The organism is Streptomyces sp. NPDC048415 (assembly GCF_040651675.1).
Classification (GTDB): Bacteria; Actinomycetota; Actinomycetes; order Streptomycetales; family Streptomycetaceae; genus Streptomyces.
The window spans coordinates 1-17,069 of sequence record NZ_JBEZKJ010000054.1 but is presented as its reverse complement, the minus strand read 5'-3'; the positions used below and the strand labels follow the sequence as shown (position 1 = coordinate 17,069).

11 protein-coding genes and 3 pseudogenes are annotated in these 17,069 nt (G+C 70.5%); 5 read left to right on the top strand and 9 right to left on the bottom strand.

The window, feature by feature from the left end; genetic code table 11:
* Positions 1-96: 96 nt before the first annotated feature.
* The 4 genes from AB0D27_RS29105 to AB0D27_RS29090 form a co-directional block, all read right to left on the bottom strand.
* A complete protein-coding gene (locus tag AB0D27_RS29105) occupies positions 97-912 on the bottom strand; it encodes an N-formylglutamate amidohydrolase (protein WP_362514821.1) in 816 nt (271 codons plus the stop codon).
* Between the two features lie 47 nt (positions 913-959).
* Complete coding sequence (locus AB0D27_RS29100) at positions 960-1,412, bottom strand: cyclic nucleotide-binding domain-containing protein (protein WP_362514818.1); 453 nt, start codon at positions 1,410-1,412, stop codon at positions 960-962.
* 585 nt (positions 1,413-1,997) lie between these two features.
* Complete coding sequence (locus AB0D27_RS29095; RefSeq protein WP_362514815.1) at positions 1,998-2,801, bottom strand: VOC family protein; 804 nt, start codon at positions 2,799-2,801, stop codon at positions 1,998-2,000.
* A 201-nt stretch (positions 2,802-3,002) separates the two neighbouring features.
* On the bottom strand, positions 3,003-3,218 hold the full coding sequence (locus AB0D27_RS29090; RefSeq protein WP_362514812.1) for a DUF4177 domain-containing protein: 216 nt from the start codon (positions 3,216-3,218) through the stop codon (positions 3,003-3,005).
* Positions 3,219-3,392: 174 nt separating this feature from the next.
* Between AB0D27_RS29090 and AB0D27_RS29085 the strand changes: the two genes are divergently transcribed.
* Both AB0D27_RS29085 and AB0D27_RS29080 read left to right on the top strand, forming a co-directional pair.
* Positions 3,393-4,883, top strand: a complete 1,491-nt coding sequence (locus tag AB0D27_RS29085) for an aminotransferase class V-fold PLP-dependent enzyme (RefSeq protein ID WP_362514809.1) — start codon at positions 3,393-3,395, stop codon at positions 4,881-4,883.
* An 18-nt stretch (positions 4,884-4,901) separates the two neighbouring features.
* Positions 4,902-5,000 (top strand): annotated as a pseudogene (locus AB0D27_RS29080) (hypothetical protein); the annotation flags it as partial.
* Positions 5,001-5,038: 38 nt separating this feature from the next.
* Here AB0D27_RS29080 and AB0D27_RS29075 read toward each other — a convergent pair.
* The gene (locus AB0D27_RS29075; RefSeq protein ID WP_362514806.1) at positions 5,039-6,748 is read right to left on the bottom strand and encodes an ATP-binding cassette domain-containing protein; all 1,710 of its coding nucleotides are present in this window, start codon (positions 6,746-6,748) and stop codon (positions 5,039-5,041) included.
* Between the two features lie 154 nt (positions 6,749-6,902).
* Here AB0D27_RS29075 and AB0D27_RS29070 point away from each other — a divergent pair, with 154 nt between their 5' ends.
* On the top strand, positions 6,903-7,523 hold the full coding sequence (locus AB0D27_RS29070; protein ID WP_362514803.1) for a DUF6629 family protein: 621 nt from the start codon (positions 6,903-6,905) through the stop codon (positions 7,521-7,523).
* Positions 7,524-7,756: 233 nt separating this feature from the next.
* Here the strand turns inward: AB0D27_RS29070 and AB0D27_RS29065 are convergent, their stop codons facing one another.
* The gene (locus tag AB0D27_RS29065) at positions 7,757-9,658 is read right to left on the bottom strand and encodes an AMP-dependent synthetase/ligase (protein ID WP_362514801.1); all 1,902 of its coding nucleotides are present in this window, start codon (positions 9,656-9,658) and stop codon (positions 7,757-7,759) included.
* A gap of 410 nt (positions 9,659-10,068) precedes the next feature.
* Here AB0D27_RS29065 and AB0D27_RS29060 point away from each other — a divergent pair, with 410 nt between their 5' ends.
* Together AB0D27_RS29060 and sthA are read left to right on the top strand one after the other, a co-directional pair.
* Positions 10,069-10,566, top strand: coding sequence for a peptidylprolyl isomerase (locus AB0D27_RS29060; protein ID WP_362514798.1), 498 nt, complete (start codon positions 10,069-10,071; stop codon positions 10,564-10,566).
* A gap of 259 nt (positions 10,567-10,825) precedes the next feature.
* A complete protein-coding gene (sthA, locus tag AB0D27_RS29055; protein WP_362514795.1) occupies positions 10,826-12,229 on the top strand; it encodes a Si-specific NAD(P)(+) transhydrogenase in 1,404 nt (467 codons plus the stop codon).
* Between the two features lie 557 nt (positions 12,230-12,786).
* Here the strand turns inward: sthA and AB0D27_RS29050 are convergent.
* From AB0D27_RS29050 to AB0D27_RS29040, 3 genes and pseudogenes are all read right to left on the bottom strand, one after another.
* Positions 12,787-14,307, bottom strand: a complete 1,521-nt coding sequence (locus tag AB0D27_RS29050; protein ID WP_362514792.1) for a metallophosphoesterase — start codon at positions 14,305-14,307, stop codon at positions 12,787-12,789.
* A gap of 99 nt (positions 14,308-14,406) precedes the next feature.
* A pseudogene (locus AB0D27_RS29045) lies at positions 14,407-14,523 on the bottom strand (LLM class flavin-dependent oxidoreductase); the annotation flags it as partial.
* A 55-nt stretch (positions 14,524-14,578) separates the two neighbouring features.
* Positions 14,579-16,963 (bottom strand): annotated as a pseudogene (locus AB0D27_RS29040) (AMP-binding protein); the annotation flags it as partial.
* Between the last annotated feature and the right edge of the window lie 106 nt (positions 16,964-17,069).

Below are 17,069 nucleotides of genomic sequence, written 5' to 3'. Positions count from 1 at the left end.
AGACGGACCGGGCGTTGCCCGACAGGAACAACTCGGTGCTCTCGTCGATGCCGATCGGGCGGCCTTCGGCCCCTCATGTGTCCGCGCGCACCACGGCTACCCGCCCACACTGTCGACGAGGGCCGTCAGCGCCGAGGCGACGCGGGAGAACCCCGGGCCCGCCGGGCCTCCCGGCTCGGTCATGTACGTGTCCCGCCGGATCTCCACCATCAGCGCCGTGACCCGTGGCTCCCGCTCGTAGTACCGCAGAGGCACGTACGCGCCGGCGAACGGGCTGTCGATGCCCGCACCGCCCAGGCCCGCGAACGCCTTCTCCGCGAGGGCGACCATTTCCGGTGGTGTGTGAAAGGAATCAGTGCCCAGACAGATCGGCGGCCGTGGCCCGTCGCCGTGCAGTTCGTAGGGCAGCCGGGCCGTCGGATAGGAGTGCACGTCGAGGACCACGGCCCGCCCGGTGGCGGCCAGCCGGTCGGCGACCGCCGCCGTCATCGCCCGTGCGTACGGGTGGAAGAAACGGTCGACCAGCGGCCGCGGATCCACGTCCGCGGGCCGCAGCGGCGCGCGATGCGTCGTCCGCGTGTACACCGCGCCCATCCCGACGGCCAGCATCTCCTCCCGGTCGTCGGGAAAGCGCTCGGGATCGATCACCAGCCGGGACAGCCGGTTGACGAACCGCCACGGCGCGAGCCCGGCCGCCTCGGCCGCGGCGGCGGCCAGCTCGGCGGTGTGCGCGTCCGTGATGTGGTCCAACTCGAGCTCCAGCGCCACGTCGTCGAGCACAATGCCGTCGCGCACCGGCGCCGGTATCTGCCGCGAGGAGTGCGGTACGTGCAGGATCACGGGCGATTCGGGGGCGCCGGGCAGGAGTTCGAACGAATCCGGGAGATCAGGGGAGTTCAGGCTGTCGTCCATACGGAGATTCCTATCTCAGCCCGGCCGGCCAGGGTGCCCACTCGCTCTCAGCGGCCACCGCCGTGGCGCGCGTAATGGTCGATCAGCGCCGCTCGGGTCGTCTCGAGGCGGTGGGCCAGGATGGCGCCGATCGTCCGGGTCAGGGACAGCTCCAGTGTCGGATCCGCTTCACACAGGCTCCGTACGTCACCCGCGTCGAACTCGTAGGCGCGTACGGGGCTGAAGGCCTCGGCACCAAAATCCCACGTATGCGGCCGGAACAGCCAGGACCAGCCGAGCAGATCACCGGGCCCCAGCTGCGCGACCGTGATGCGCCTGTCCCCGATGACCCGCTGATACAGGGAGACGGTTCCGGAGCGGATCACCCAGAAGCGGTCCGCGATGCCCCCTGCCTCGAAGATCCGTCCGTCCGCGGGGAACGAGACCTCGCGGGCCACGTTCATCAGCCGGGCGCGATGGTCGGGGGAGAGGGCGGGCAGCAGCCGGAGAGCAGTGGGCATCGCGGACCTCCATGGCGCCGTCCAGGGACCGCGGGGTCCGGCGGCGCTGTCGTACCGGTGGTATCCCGTCACCCTCTATTGGAGCCCGAACCGCGGATTCCGTCGCGTCGTGGGCCGCGGCGAGTTCGCCGGTACGCGCCTGGGCCCGGCCAGGTGGACACCGTCGGCGCGGCGAGGATCAGCACCCGCCGACCGGGAACGCTTCGCCCAGCCGGACGTACCGGCCATGCCCGGGTCGGGGGCCCGTATGGCTCTGCCCGGCCCTGACGGCCGCCGATGATCTGGCCGCCGCGCGGCACGGGCGGCCTTGCGCCTGCGGAGGCACCCGCGCCGCCGATGATCTACCCGCCGCGCGGCACAGGCGGCCTTTCGCCTGCCGAGGCACCCGCGGCCCAGGCCGTCTGCCGGGTCACCACCGCGCCGCCATCCTCGCAGGGCCGCACGCCCCCAGCAGTACCGCCAGATGGCCGAAACAGGGGGAGAGCGCCGTCAGGACGGGGGCCCCACGCGAGCGAAGCCGAGTGTGGGGGAGCGCGTGCCACCCCCGCGTGTTCGCCGTGATCGCCGTGATCGGCCGGACAGGTCCTAGACCATCATCTTGGAGGTCACGGTGAAGTGCGCCCCGTCAGGGTCGCTGAGGACCGCCTCCGTCGAGCCGACCCCCTGTTGATGGGCCGTACCGCCGTGTGCCCGCGCGGCCCGGGCGCAGGCCTCGACGTCGCAGACCGCGAAGTGGATCTGCCAGTGCGGCCTGATGGTGGGGTCGGGGGCGGCCTCCACCGCACCCGAGTGGATGCGGGCCACGATGTCGCCCTCGCTGCGCAGGACGACCTCGTTCTCCTCGTAACGGACCTCGCAGCAACCCGGGGTCGAGGTCGCCCAGCCCAGCACCTGTCCGTAGAAGATGGCGGCGTCGAAGGCGTCGCGGGTGTGCAGCCGTATGAAGGCGGGTGCCGCCCGGCGCCACTGTGCCCAGCCGGCCACGAGCTCGCCCTCCCAGATACCGAAGACCGCCCCGTCCCGGTCGGCCAGCAACGCGGCCCGTCCCGGCGGCAGCGAGATCGGTCCCACCGCGGTCGTACCGCCACGTTCCTGGCTTCGTGACACTGCCTCGTCCGCGCTGGACACAGCGAAATAGGGCGTCCACGAGACGGCCGTCCTCGCTACGAAGCCCACCTCGGAGACTCCGGCGACGGGGACTCCTGCCACGTGCGCGATCCTGTACTGGTCCCCCATCTTGCTGTCCGAGTGCCAGTCCCAGCCCAACACGGCGTGGTAGAAGTCCTGGGCGGCTCGCAGATCGCGCGTGGTGAGACTCACCCAGCACGGCGCGCCGAACACCGAGTGGGTGGTGATGACCTCACCGCGAAGTGTGCTGTCGCTCTTCATTGCCGCACCGTCCTGACATCACTGGTCGCCAGCGGTCGCGGGTGGGCGCCGGAAGAGGCCCTCTGCGCGCCCGGGGCATCAGCCCAGCGGTAAGTGGCCTTCCAGGCAGGAAGGCCACTGACGGCATCAGGAGCACCTGCGGATCCGCTGTCCCATCAGCTACAGCATCCCCCGCCTCGGCGCGCCGCGCACTACGCGGAGCTACCGGCGCGGGCGCTCCAGCGTGAGGAGCAGCCCCTCGACCGCGCCGGGACCTATGCGGCCCTTGACGTCGGCGGACGTGATCGCCTTCAGGGCCCACCCGTCCTCGGCGTGCTTGTTCAGGACCTTCTCCAGCTTTCCGCTGTCCAGTGCGTCGCCGATCAGCGACTCGCGGAAGGTGACGACCTTGTATTCGTAGGTGTAGGGGTTGCTCATGGCTGCGGGGCTCTCCTGCGTGTTGGATGGCATGGCCGGGGCCCACCCAACCACTGTTCGCCGCCCCGGCACAGGGGAGGACCAGGTCCGCACGCAACCTTGGTTGAAGTTTCATGAAGCGCCGGGCCGCGGCACGAGACCGACCGGTCCGGCGGAGGGGCACAGGGGGAACACATGAAAAAGGAACAGACGGTAAGCCACATAGGGGGCTGCTCCAGCGGTGGGTCCGGCAGTTTCGCCGAGCTGCGGGCACACGAGTTCGGCTACCTCGACGAAGGCGCGCACACCTACCTGGACCACACGGGCGCCGGGCTCCCCCCGCGCTCACTCGTCACCGGCAGCGCGGAGCGGATCACCGGCGGGTTATTCGGCAACCCGCACTCCGAGAGCCCGGCCTCGCGCGCCTCGGGACTCCTGCTCGCCGAGGCCCGCCAAGCGGTCCTGCGGCATTTCAACGCCGACCCCGCCGAGTACGCCGTGATCTTCACCCCCAACGCGACGGGCGCCCTGCGCCTGGTCGGCGAGGCGTATCCGTTCGCCCGCGGCAGCAGACTGGTGATGTCGCTGGACAACCACAACTCGGTCAACGGTCTGCGGGAGTACGCGCGGGCGCGCGGCGCCATCGCGGCGTACGTGCCGGTGAGCGGGCCAGGCCTGCAGATGGATGAGGGGCGACTGCGGTCAGCGCTGTCCGGGCGGAGCAGGGTGCCTGGCATCCTGCGCGGCAAGGACCGCCGCCCGCTGGCAGGGCGTGCGGGTTCTCGCTCGCGCGGGCTCCTGGCGTACCCGGCACAGAGCAACTTCACCGGTGTCCAGCACCCGCTGGAGTGGATCGCGCAGGCTCAGGAGCTGGGTTACGACGTACTCCTCGACGCGGCCGCCTTCGTGCCGGCCAACAGCCTGGACCTGTCCCGGTTCCACCCCGACTTCACCGTGGTCAGCTGGTACAAGGTCTTCGGTCACCCCACCGGCGTCGGCAGCCTGATCGCCCGCCGGGAGGCCCTCGCCCGGCTGCGCCGCCCCTGGTTCTCGGGCGGCACCATCTACGCGGTCAGCGCGCAGGCCCAGTGGCATGTCCTCGCGGACGACGAGGCGGCCTTCGAGGACGGCACGGTGAACTTCCTTTCGCTGCCGGATGTGACGGCCGGACTGGAGTGGATCGACCGCATCGGCATGGACCGCGTGCACGCCCATGTCACCGCGCTGACCGGCCAACTACTGGGGGGCCTCAGGACATTGCGGCACAGCGACGGCTCCCCGATGGTCCGGTTGTACGGCCCCGAGGGCGGCGGGGCGGCCCGCGGCGCCACGGTGGCGCTGAACCTGCTCGGAGCGGACGGCCGCATCGTCGACGAGCGGATCGTCACCCGCGACAGCGCCGCTCGCGGTATCTCCCTGCGCACCGGCTGCTTCTGCAATCCGGGCGCCGGCGAGGCGGCGTTCGCCCTGCCGCTGCGCCGACTGCGCTCGGCCGCGCACCGGCAACTCGATTCCCTGGAGGCCTACTTGGAGCTGCTCGAGCTGCCGTCGGCGGGCGCCGTCCGCGTCTCGCTGGGCGTGTCGTCACAGCCCAGGGACATCGAGACCTTCCTGACGTTCGTGACGGAGACCTACCGGGACCGGGTCCCCGGGGTCGCGGGGCTGGCTGCGCGGGTGGGCTGCTGAGCCCGCCTCCGCCGGGGCGTGGGCGGGGCCGCCGGACGGGTGACCGGCGGTACGGGTGCGTTGGGCGCCGTGGTGGCGCGGCACGTGATCGAGACGCACGGCGTGCGCAACCTCCTGCTCGTCAGCCGCCGCGGCGATCAGGCCCCGGGTTCCGTTCAGCGCCCCTCCCGGCTTCGCACCGTCCCCTCCCGGCACTTGCGCACCAGCACCACCCACGTCACCGCGAGGAACAGCAGCGTGAAGCCCGCAAGGATCACCCAGCCGCGGCTCGCCGGATGACCGAACGAGTCCCCGTACGAGTGCAGCAGCGGCGGACCCAGCGGCGAGCCGCCCGCGCGCCACAGCGTCTCCAAGCCGACCCCGCCGCCCAGCGCCTCGAACGCCCAGCGGTTGGTCATCGCCCAGCTGATCGCCTCCCCGGCAGCCGTCATCCTGGGCACCGGCACGAAGGCCCCCGAGAACAGCACCTGGGGAAAGCACAGCAGCGGCAGCATGAGGGTCGCCTGCCCCGGCTCCGAGACCGCCGCCGACGCCAGCAGTCCCAGGGCCAGCGCGGCCGTCGAGGCCAGCACGCTCGACACGAACAGCGAACCGTAGGTTCCCCAGCCCGCCGTGGGCAGCCGGTCCACAGCCCGCAGCACGACCAGCAGCAGCGTGTCCGCCACCGCGAGCACCGGAAGCATGGTGGTGAGCTTCGAGGCGACGTACGGACCGATCCGCAGCCCCGCCAGCCATTCGCGACGCAGCACGGGCAGCTCGGTACAGATCTGCAGCAGCCCGTACGTCAGCCCGAAGAAGAACGCGCCGAACGCGATCCAGAACATGATCATCGCGGTGGATCCGGGGTCCGGTGCCGAGCGATCGAACGCTCCCGCGCGAAACAGCACCGCGAACATCGCCACGATCATCACGGGTGAACCGGCCAGGACGGCGACCGAGAGCCGGTTGTGCAGCAGCAGTGCCGTACCGCGACGGGTCAGCAGCGCCCACTGGCGAACGGCACCCACCCGCACCGGCTTGGGGGGAGGTGACGTGGACTCAGAGCGCTGGATGTCTTCAGGAGCGGGGCGCTCGACGCGTACGCCGTCGGCCACCGCCTGGTACACCTCCTCGACCGTGTCGGCCCCGAACGCCCCGCGCAGAGCGTTCGGTTCGCCGGCGAACGCGACCTCGCCGCCGGGGGAGAGGAACACGACCTGGTCGCAGTGGAGCAGGTCGGCGAGGACGTGAGTGGTGAGCACGACGGTGGTGCCGTCCTCCGCCAGCGTCCGCAGGGTCCGCAGCAGCGCCGCTCCCGTGACCGGGTCGAGGCCGGAGGTCGGCTCGTCGAGGAAGAGCACCCGCGGCCGGGTGAGCAACTCAACCGCGATACAGGCCCGTTTGCGCTCGCCGCCGCTCAACGCGCGCACCGGCGTCGCCGCCCGATGGGAGAGGCCGAGGGTCTCCAAGGCCCGGTCCACGCTCACCGCGACGGTCTCGGCCGGCGTGCCCGGAGGCAGGCGCAGCTCCGCCGCGTACAGCAGCGTGCGGCGCAGCGGGAGCTCCCGGTGGATGATGTCATCCTGCGGTACGAACCCGAACTCCCGCCCGGGTGGGCCGGGTCGGGCGCCGTCGTGCCGTAGCTCACCGTCGGCCGGCGAGCGCAGTCCCGCGAGCGTCTGCAGCAGGATCGTCTTGCCCGCGCCGCTGCTCCCGGCGATCACGGTGAGCTGCCCGGGCTCGACGTCGAACGACACGTCACGCAACACGAGCCCGGCCCCGCGTACCCGCTGACTGAGCCGACGCGCCTGGATGCGCAGGCCGTTGACCGGCATGAGGGAGCCGGCCGTGACGGTGGGCGGACTCGGCCGCATGGGTGTCGACATGGGGGCAGCATGCCAGGGGCGGGCCGTGGTCCGGTCCCGGGGGACGGGACCGGGGCCCGGTGACTTTCGTGTCCACGCCGGGCATGGTGGCGCGGCGCCGTAGCGTTGGTCACCGTAAGGCGGGATCTTGTGACGGCGGACCCATGGTGACGCGATGTGTTGGAGTGCGACGGCCGATCTGGCAGCCGGTGCCGGGATCGCCGCTGTCGGAGTGGCCTGTGTGACGCAAGCCCGCCGCAGAGCGGACCTCCCGCTGGCCGCGCTGCCGTTGCTGCTCGGCGCCCACCAGATCGTCGAGTCCCTGGTCTGGAACGCCGGCGGAGGCAGCGGCACCGCCACCGTCGCCTGGGCCGTGATCGCCCTCCCCGTGTTGGCGCTGTGGGTTCCGGTGGGCGTGTGGTGCGCCGCGCCGCGCGACGCCCGGCCCCGGCTGACGCTCCCGCTCGCCTCCGGCCTCGCGACCACCGCGGTGCTCGCCCACGCCCTCGTCACCCGTCCCGTGACGGCCGAGATCCGCGGTCACACCGTCGGCTACGTTGTCGACCTGTCCCACCCGGAAGTGCTCATCGCGGGCTATCTCCTCGCCACCGTCGGCGCGCTGCTGCTCTCCGGCGATCGCGGACTCGTGCTGCTCGGTGCCCTGGTCGCCGTGGGCGCGGCGACCTGCTGGGCACTGTGGCGGCTGGAGTTCGTCTCGGCCTGGTGCGCCTTCGCCGCGGTCAGCTCGGTGGCCCTGTGGGGGTGGGTGCGCTCGCGGGACGCGGTCGAGAGGTGATGATCGCCGGCGGTGACCGGCCCCTCAGCGCCTATTCCCACTGACCGTGGTGCGGCCGGTACCAGGACCACCGGTCCTGCTCACGGGAGGGATCTGGTTGCCCCGGCTGCCTCGGCGCAAGGTGTACGCATGAACACCACCACCCAGCAGCCTGAAGCCAGGAGCCGCGTCACACCTCTGAGGTCCCTCCTGGGAGGCACGTACGTCCCGCGACGCGACTACGGCCGATCCATTCACCGGAATACGTTGTCGGAGTCGTCCCAGGTCGAAGGCTCGCTGTGCGCATACTCCCGCGGAAGGCGCGAAGACGTCTGATACATCGCCTCGATCTCCGCGGCGAACCGCCGGGAGATCTCGTCCCGGCGCAACTTCATCGAGGGCGTCAGCAATCCGTTGGCCATGTCAAAGGGCTCCGGCAGGACACGGAAGACCCGAATGGACTCCGAGCGGGACACGGTGCTGTTGGCCGCCGCAACCGCGCGTCTGACCTCCTCCCGCAGTTCGTTCTCCTCGCGCGCGTCCCGGGCCGGTGTCTCCCCCTTGGCCCGGGCCGCGCGCCAGTGCGTGATGAATTCGGGATCCAGTGTGATGAGGGCGCCCACGCAGGGCCGGTTGTCGCCCACGACCACGGCCTGATGGATGAGCGGGTGGACGCGCAGCCGCTCCTCGAGAGCCGCGGGGGCCACACTCTTGCCCCCACTGGTGATGATGATGTCCTTCTTGCGCCCGGTGATGGTCAGATATCCCTCGGCATCGAGACGGCCGATGTCTCCCGTCGCCAGCCAACCGTCCTGGAACGAGGCCTCAGTGGCCTCGACGTCGTTGACGTATCCCTGGAAAACCGAGGGCCCCCAGACGAAGATCTCACCGTCGTCGGCCACATGAATGTCCGTGCCCGGCAAGGGCTGTCCGACCGTTCCGAACTTCTCGCGCCCGATCGGCTGCATGGTGATTCCGCCGCTCGTCTCCGTCAGTCCGTATCCGTCGTGGACGAAGATTCCCATGCCCGCGTAGAAGAGCGCGAGTTCACGGTTCAAGGGTGAGCCGCCCGACACCGCGCCGCACACCCTCCCGCCCAGCGCGGCCCGCAGCTTCTTGTACACCGTCTTCTCGTAGAGGGAGTGCTGCAGGCGCAGATCGAAGCCGGGCCCGCGGCCCCGGCCCAGCCGATGACGCTCCTCGGCGACGGCGAAGTCCTGGGCGGTACGGACAGCACGCTCGAACAGGGTGCCACGGCCCGTCCGCTGGGCCGTCCGCAGGAAGTTCTTGTAGATCTTCTCGAAGACGAACGGGACCGCGTACAAGTAGGTCGGCCGGAAGGACAGCAGCGCCGCGGAAAGCGCCTCCTCCCGCAGATCGGGTTCGTGCCCCATCAGGAGGCCGCCGCGCAGACACAGCCCCTGGATCATCAGGCCGTACACGTGCGAGAAGGGCAGGAAGGCGAGGATGGCCGGCTGTTCTCCCGGGGGAGCCGCCGTGTGTCTCCAGCCTTCCAGCAGCGTGTCGCACGGGCTCGCCAGGCTCCGATGGGTCAGCGCGCAGCCCTTGGGCTGTCCCGTCGTACCGGACGTGTAGGCGATGACCGCGGTGGAGTCGGGCAGCACGATCCTGCGGAGCGAGTCGACCGTCCTCGCCGGTATCGCACGACCCCGCTCGGCCAGCCGCGACAGAACTCCCGTGTCCAACTGCCAGACATGGCGCAGGAACGGGAGCGCGGCACACGCCGAGCCGACCGTCATGACGCCCTGTTCGTCCTCCACCACCACAGCGACACAGTGCGCGTCCCGCAGAATCCACGCGACCTGCTCATGCGACGACGTCGGATAGATCGGCACGATCTCGGCGCCCACCGACCACAGCGCGAAGCTGAGCACCGTCCACTCGTAGCGCGTCCGCGCCATGATGGCGACGCGGTCGCCGGGCCGTATGCCGGAGGTGACAAGCCCCCGGGCCAGATCGACCACCTCGCCCCACAGCTCGACGGCGGTCACCTGCGTCCAGGCGGCGGAGGAGGCGTCGGGGCGGCGCGCGATCTGCGGAAGGTCGGGGGTGCGGCGTGCCGTTTCGAAGAGACTGTCGGCGAGTCCCCCCTGCATCGGTGCTGTGACCGGTGGAGGAAGTTCGGACTGGTGCATTGGGCGCTCCGCGATTCTCCTCGACGTGGCGTCACCCCAAAGGCGCCGGTGCCGAGGATTCCCGAATGTAGCCGACACCGGCGACGGCTGTGCACGATTCACCCAGCAGCTCCCTTGCCTTGGGGATCGCGTCCCGCGGGTCTCCCTTTCCGCGGCCCCGGCCGAGGAGGGAGACGCGCGAGGGCCCAAGGGGAATGGACTGCCTGAGTGGCGGCTGGCTGGTCCGGGGGTTCGCCGTGCCGGGGGCCATCGGCACCCGTGACATCGACTCGACGCCGCCCTGTCATCGGGTCGGCGAACCAGGCGCCGCCGCTCGTCGCGATGGGCGGCTCAGTCGGCAGTGGCGGTGTCTCGTAGTGTCTCGTACGGGGGTTCCGCGGCGGCGCGCCGACGCGTGACAGGATGTCCTTATGTCTACCAACGTTTTCTTCGACATCACCATCGACGGCGACGCCGCGGGCCGCGTCGTCTTCAAACTGTATGACGACGTCGTCCCCAAGACGGCGCAGAACTTCCGCGAGCTGGCCACCGGTCAGCACGGCTTCGGCTACGAGGGCTCCGGCTTCCACCGGGTCATCCCGGACTTCATGCTCCAGGGCGGCGACTTCACCCGTGGCGACGGCACGGGCGGCAAGAGCATCTACGGCGAGAAGTTCGCCGACGAGAACTTCAAGCTCAAGCACGACCGGCCGTTCCTGCTGTCCATGGCGAACGCCGGCGCGAACACCAACGGCTCGCAGTTCTTCATCACCACGGTGCTGACGCCGTGGCTCGACGGCAAGCACGTCGTCTTCGGCGAGGTCGTCGAGGGCGAGGACCTGGTGAGGAAGATCGAGTCCCTGGGCTCGCGCTCCGGTGCCACCCGCTCCAAGATCGTCATCGCGTCCTCGGGCGTCGTGGGCGAGTAACATCCCTCCCGCCGCGCCGAACCCCGCCGTGTGCCCACGGCGGGTTTCCGGCGCAGTCCAGCCGGCCCTCGCAGCACGCAGCGCAAGCACGCTCGGACTGCGGCGCCGCCGCCGCCCGACGGCCAGGGCTATACGGCGGGCGTCATCGGCTTCTGCACCGGCACAGACGTCGGTGAACTGGCCTGTCGTGACCGACAGTTGGACAAACGATCACCGGTTCGCCCTTTCCGGGAAGGCCTCGGGCTGACAGACTCCTGAGGTGCCCGACTTCGACATGCTCGTCATCGGATCCGGCCCGGGCGGCCAGAAGGCCGCCATCGCCGCGGCCAAGCTCGGCCGCCGGGTCGCCGTCGTCGACCGCCCCGACATGGTCGGCGGGGTCTCCATCCACACCGGGACCATCCCCTCCAAGACCCTGCGCGAGGCGGTTCTCTATCTCGCCGGTCTCACCCAGCGCGATCTGTACGGCCAGAGCTACCGCCTCAAGGATGACATCACCGTCGCCGACCTGACCGCGCGGACCGAGCACGTGGTCAGCCGTGAGGTCGACGTCATCCGCAGTCAGCTGTCCCGCAACCACGTCTCCCTCTTCGCGGGCACCGGCCGCTTCGTGGACGACCACACCATCGCCCTGCACGAAGTGAACGGCGATGAACGGCAGTTGAGCGCAGAGCACATCGTCATCGCCACCGGTACCCGTCCGGCCAGGCCCGCGAGCGTCGAGTTCGACGGGCGGACGATCATGGACTCGGACAATGTCCTGAACCTGGAGCAGGTCCCGCGCTCCATGGTCATCGTCGGGGCCGGGGTGATCGGCATGGAGTACGCCTCCATGTTCGCCGCGCTCGGCAGCAAGATCACGGTGGTCGAGAAGCGTCCCGGGATGCTCGACTTCTGCGACGTCGAGGTGATCGAGTCGCTGAAGTACCATCTGCGGGATCTGGCCGTGACCTTCCGCTTCGGCGAGACCGTCGCCGCGGTCGAACGCCACCCCCGAGGCACCCTCACGGTCCTGGAGAGCGGCAAGAAGATCCCCGCGGACGCCGTGATGTACTCGGCGGGCCGCCAGGGCCTCACCGACGAACTCGACCTCGCCAAGGCGGGGTTGTCGGCCGACCGGCGCGGTCGGATCACGGTCGACGAGCACTATCGCACCGAGGTGCCGCACATCTACGCCGTCGGAGATGTCATCGGCTTCCCCGCGCTGGCGGCGACCTCGATGGAACAGGGCCGTACGGCGGCGTACCACGCCTGCGGTGAGCCGGTGAACCGGATGCACGACCTGCAGCCGATCGGCATCTACACCATCCCCGAGATCAGCTTCATCGGGCGAACCGAGGACCAGCTCACCGAGGAATGCGTTCCTTTCGAGGTCGGCATCTCCCGCTATCGGGAACTGGCCCGGGGGCAGATCATCGGCGATTCGCACGGCATGCTCAAGCTGCTGGTCTCGCCCGACGACCGCACACTGCTCGGCGTGCACTGTTTCGGCACCGGTGCCACCGAACTCATCCACATCGGCCAGTCCGTCATGGGCTGCGGCGGCACGGTCGACTACCTGGTCGACGCCGTGTTCAACTACCCGACGCTCGCCGAGTCCTACAAGGTGGCCGCCCTGGACGCGACCAACAAGATCCGGCAGATAGACCGCCTCAGGGACTGAGGCAGATAGACCGCCTCAGGGACTGAGGCAGATAGACCGCCTCAGGGACTGAGGCAGATAGACCGCCTCAGGGACTGAGGGGACCGACCACGCCGAAGGCGAGCGAGCAGATCACCCTGCCCGCCGTCACCCTGCCCGCCGTCACCCAGCTCGTCAGCAGGCTGGAACGCGATGGACTGATGGAGCGACGCCCGCCAACGCCAACCGCTACCCGGGGGCCCCTTCCCACGACCGTCGGCCCGTCGTCGAGGGTCCGACCGGTATCACCTTCGTCGGCCACGAGAATCCGCCCGGCGTCGCCACCACCGAGCAGCGCATCGACAACTGGCTCTCCAGCGACCGCGCCGACTGGTCCAACCACGACAACCTCACCGCGCACGTCGACGGCGGCGGCCACGTCATCCCGTGGGAGGTCCCCGACGCCTGGGTCGACGACCTGCGCCGCACCTTCCGCGACCGACGCCCCACCACGCCACAGGCACGGCGAGACGACGAGGGCCCTAGCTGCGCCGATCAGGAACCCTTGCTTCCCTGCGACCTGACCCGCCGGGCAAACCCTAGGTGGCGTCCCGGTGCGCGTCAGGCAGCGGGATGGTCACCTCGTCCTCCACGGGCGGGTCGATCTCGTGGTCGCGGTTGCCGGTGGCGGAGAAGCAGCGCAGCCGGATCGAGGTGGGGGTGACGTCCAGACGCAGGAAGGACTTGAAGAAGGGCGGGCTGTAGGTCGCCGAACTCGGGGAGAAGAGTTGGGTGTAGGCCTTGCGCACAGGAAGGCGGAAGCGTGACGTCCGGTCGGGACGGCCGCCGGCGCCCAGCAGACTCGCCACCAGGCGAGTACGCAAGGTGACACGAACGGGCGTGCCCTGGTCGCGCGTCGGAGGAATGCCGAGGCGCTCGGCGATGACGGCCATGGCCTGCGCTTCGGTGAGCGTGAAGAAGCGGTTCATCCGCAGACGGCGTCCGTAGAGCCTGCTGTAGAAGGCCAGCGAGTCGCCGCGCAGCGGGTAGCAGCGGAAGTCGGCCTCGGTGACCTGGGCGACGGAAACACGAGGGATGGTGTGGGTGGCGTGCATGAACGCCCCGCCGCCACCCGCGACCACGTACTGGATGGTGCGGTCGCCCGCCCGTACCGGATAGCGCTGGTAGTTGTGGATGTCGCCGCCGATCGCGGCGACATAGTGATGCCCGGGATCGCGCACGATGTCGTCGACGGTGCCGCCGCCCTCGATGGCGCAGGGATGGTGTTCGGCGTCCACGTACAAGGGGGATCCGGTGATCAGGATCTTGGGTGTGTCCCCCTGGGACACCTCACGCAGCCAACGACCCTGCTCGGCGTCGATGGTCCCCAACAGGCCCGTGTCGATGCCTATGATCCGTACCGGTCCGGCATCGATGGCCCAGTACGGGCCCGGCTGGACTGCCTGTTGGGCGGCCGCGGAGCGCAACTGCCGTGCCTCGGCGAACCGTTGCTCGTCGGGCGTGCGCGGTGTGTGCCACAGCGACGAGCGCAGCCACGCCCCCACCGTGCGACGGGACTCGGCCTGCGGCGCGAGAGGCGGCTCGTCACAGAAGGCGCGCATAAAGCCCCGCAGGTCCTCATACCAGTCGTGGTTGCCGGGTATGGCGTAGATGGGTGCCTGGTAGTCCTGGTACGGGCGATAGAACTTGGTGCCGTAGTCGCCGGTGCTGCCGACCGGATAGATCACATCACTGGCGAGGACAGCGAAGTCCGTTCCCTGACTTACCTTCAGAAAGCCTGGCACCACCGCGTACTGCGGATCGTCCCCCTCGCCGGTGTCCCCGATGACCATGAAGGAGAAGTGGTCCGGAGCGGCGCGCCGGACCACCGCGTCGGCGGGCGCGCCGGCGGCCCTCCGCTGCTCCACCCAGCGGCTGCGGGTGCGCCCCGTGGGGTCCCCGAACCAGGACGCCAGCACGCCGTTGCGCGCGGGCCACAGCGTCTTCGGGTTGAGCCACGAGAGCTTCTCGACCCGAGACGGCATCAGACGCTTGTACTCCCCGAGTTCCGGAGTGCCCCAGCCGGCGCCCTCGGCGGTGTCGCGTGAAGAGTCAGACATCGGTGAACCGTAACAATGATCTTCCGGACGGTGGGAGGGGGGTCACGGTCCTTCCGGCGCAACTTCCCGGTACTCAGGGGTAAGTTCGCAACGCCAGGTTCAGGCCGCCGGTCGCCAGCCCAGTGCCGGGCCGAGCTTGGTGGCGATGTCCGTGAGGATCTGGACGTAGTCGTCGTGTTCGAAGGTGAAGGGAAGCGCGAAGGCGACCTCGTCGATCGCGCAGGGACCGCGCGGCGGTGTGCATCGCCACCAGGGACGAGGAACACGCGGTGTCCACCGTCACGGCGGGCCCGCGCAGCCCCAGGGTGTACGCGATCCGGCCGGAGGCGACACTGCCCGCCGAACCGAGGGCGAGGTGGGCCTCCAGCTCGTGACCGGCGCGGTGCAGCAGGCGGCCCGCGTAGTCGGCGTGCATCACGCCGACGAAGACGCCGGTGTCGCTGCCGCGCAGTCCCGACGGGTCGAGTCCGGCCCGCTCCAGCAGCTCCCAGCCGGTCTCCAGCAGCAGCCGCTGCTGTGGATCGGTGGCCAGCGCCTCGCGGGGCGACATGCCGAAGAAGGCCGCGTCGAACTCGGCGGCCTGGTGCAGAAAGCCGCCCCTGCGGGTGACGGAGGTACCCGGCCGGTCCGGATCGGGATCGTGCAGGCCGGCCGTGTCCCAGCCGCGGTCGGCGGGGAAGTCGGAGGTCGCGTCGGTGCCCTCCTCCAGCAGCCGCCAGAGGTCCTCGGGGGACTCCACGCCGCCCGGGTAGCGGCAGGCCATGGCCACGACGGCGATCGGCTCCCGAGATTCCTCGGGTGTTGTACGCGATCCGCCGCCGGACGTGCGCGCCGGCTGGGGGCGTACGTCGCCGCGGAGCGCGTCGCGCACCCATGCCGCCGCGGCCTTGGGCGTGGGGTGGTCGAACACGAGTGTGGCGGGCAGGTCGAGACCGGTCGCCGCACCCAGCCGGTCGCGCAGCAGCACTCCGCCGAGCGAGGTGAGTCCGACCTCGGTGAAGGGCCGGTCGGGATCGAGGGAGTGCGCGGGGACCCCGGCCGTGCGTGCGGTCTCGTCCAGCACCAGGTCCAGCACGGCGTCGGACACCGCCAGCCGCTCGCGCAGCACATCCGAGGCGGCCGCCCGGTCCCTGGCGATCCGCTCCGCCAGCCGCTCGCCGAGCGCCGGCCGGACGATCTTGCCCGACGGGGTACGGGGGACGGAATCCGTCTCGTAGATCTCGTCCGGCACCTTGAACCCGGACAGCCGCTCCCGGCAGGCGGCGAGCAGCCGCTCCGTGTCGATCCCGTCAGGGCCTGGCACGATGAAAGCGACCGGCACCTCGCCGAGCACGTCGTGCGGCCGGCCGACGACGGCGGCGTCGGTGACACCGGCGCAGGTGAGCAACACCCGCTCCACCTCGGCCGGGTTGACGTTCGCACCGCCCCGGATGATCAGCTCCTTGACGCGGCCGGTGACCTGGAGATGACCGTGCGCCACGCGTCGGCCGAGGTCCCCGGTGCGGTACCAACCATCGGTGAACGCCTGCGCGGTGGCGTCCGGGCGCTGGTGGTAGCCGGTCATCAGGCCGGGCCCACGGACCCAGATCTCTCCCTCGTCTGCCTCCGCGACCTCCGCACCGGTGGACGGATCGGCCAGCCGCACCGCGATCCCCGGCAGCGGAGGGCCGCTGGAGGCGTCACCCCGGGGCCCGTCGAGCCGGTTGACCGCGATCTTCCCGCAGGTCTCCGTGGAGCCGTACCCGTCGAGGAGGGGAGCGGCGAGGGCTCCCTCGACCTCCGCCCGCAGCTCGGGCGGACAGGGCGCGCCCGCGGTGACGCACACCCGTAGAGAGGAGGGCACGGGGGTCGGTGTCTCCCGCAGCGAGTCCAGCAGCAGGCGGTAGGTGGCGGGGACCCCGGCCAGCACGGTGAACGGTTCGGCGGCGAGTGCCTGGGCGACGTTCGCGCCCCGGTCGAGGAGGTGGGCGCTCGCACCCACCGAGACTATGCCCAGCAGGCACAGCGAGTGGGCATAGCAGTGGAACATCGGCAGGGGCCACAGCAGCCGGTCCTCCTCCCGCAGCCCGTACGCCGGCACATAGGCCGCCGCCACGGACCACAGGGCCGAGCGCTGTGTGGAGACCACACCCTTGCTCTCACCGGTGGTGCCCGACGTGTAGAGGATCCAGGCCGGGTCGTCGAGGCCCAGGTCATCGCGGGGCGGTCGGCCGGGACCCCTCACGGCCAGGTCTTCGAAGGCGAGCGCACCGGAAGGGAGGGTGTCCGAGCCGACGACCACCACCCGTAACCCGGGCCGCGTCCCGGTCAGTCGGGCGACGCGCGGCGGTATCGGTTCCTCAGTGACGAGCAGGACCGCGCCGCTGTCGTCGAGGAAGTACGCCAACTCCTCTTCGGACGCAGCGGAGTTGAGCAGTACACCGACCGCCCTGGCCCGCAGCGCGCCGAGACAGCTCTCCACCAGCTCCACCCGATTGCCCAGATGGATCGCGACCCGGTCGCCGCGCCGGACGCCGAGCCGCGCCAGATGCCCCGCCAGCCGGCCGGTGCGCTCCTCCAACTCCCGGTAGGTGACGGCGCGACGGGCGTCCCGGTAGGCGGTCTTGTCACCCAGCCGAGCCGAGTGCTCCCGCAAGGTGCCGGGCAGTGCACGCACCAACTCGCCGTCAACTTGACCCGGTCGTAAACGGCCGGGCTTGGAGGTAGGGCACCACTGGCTGTGGTGTGGCCTCCTCCGTCCGGACACCTAGGAAGGTGCTGGG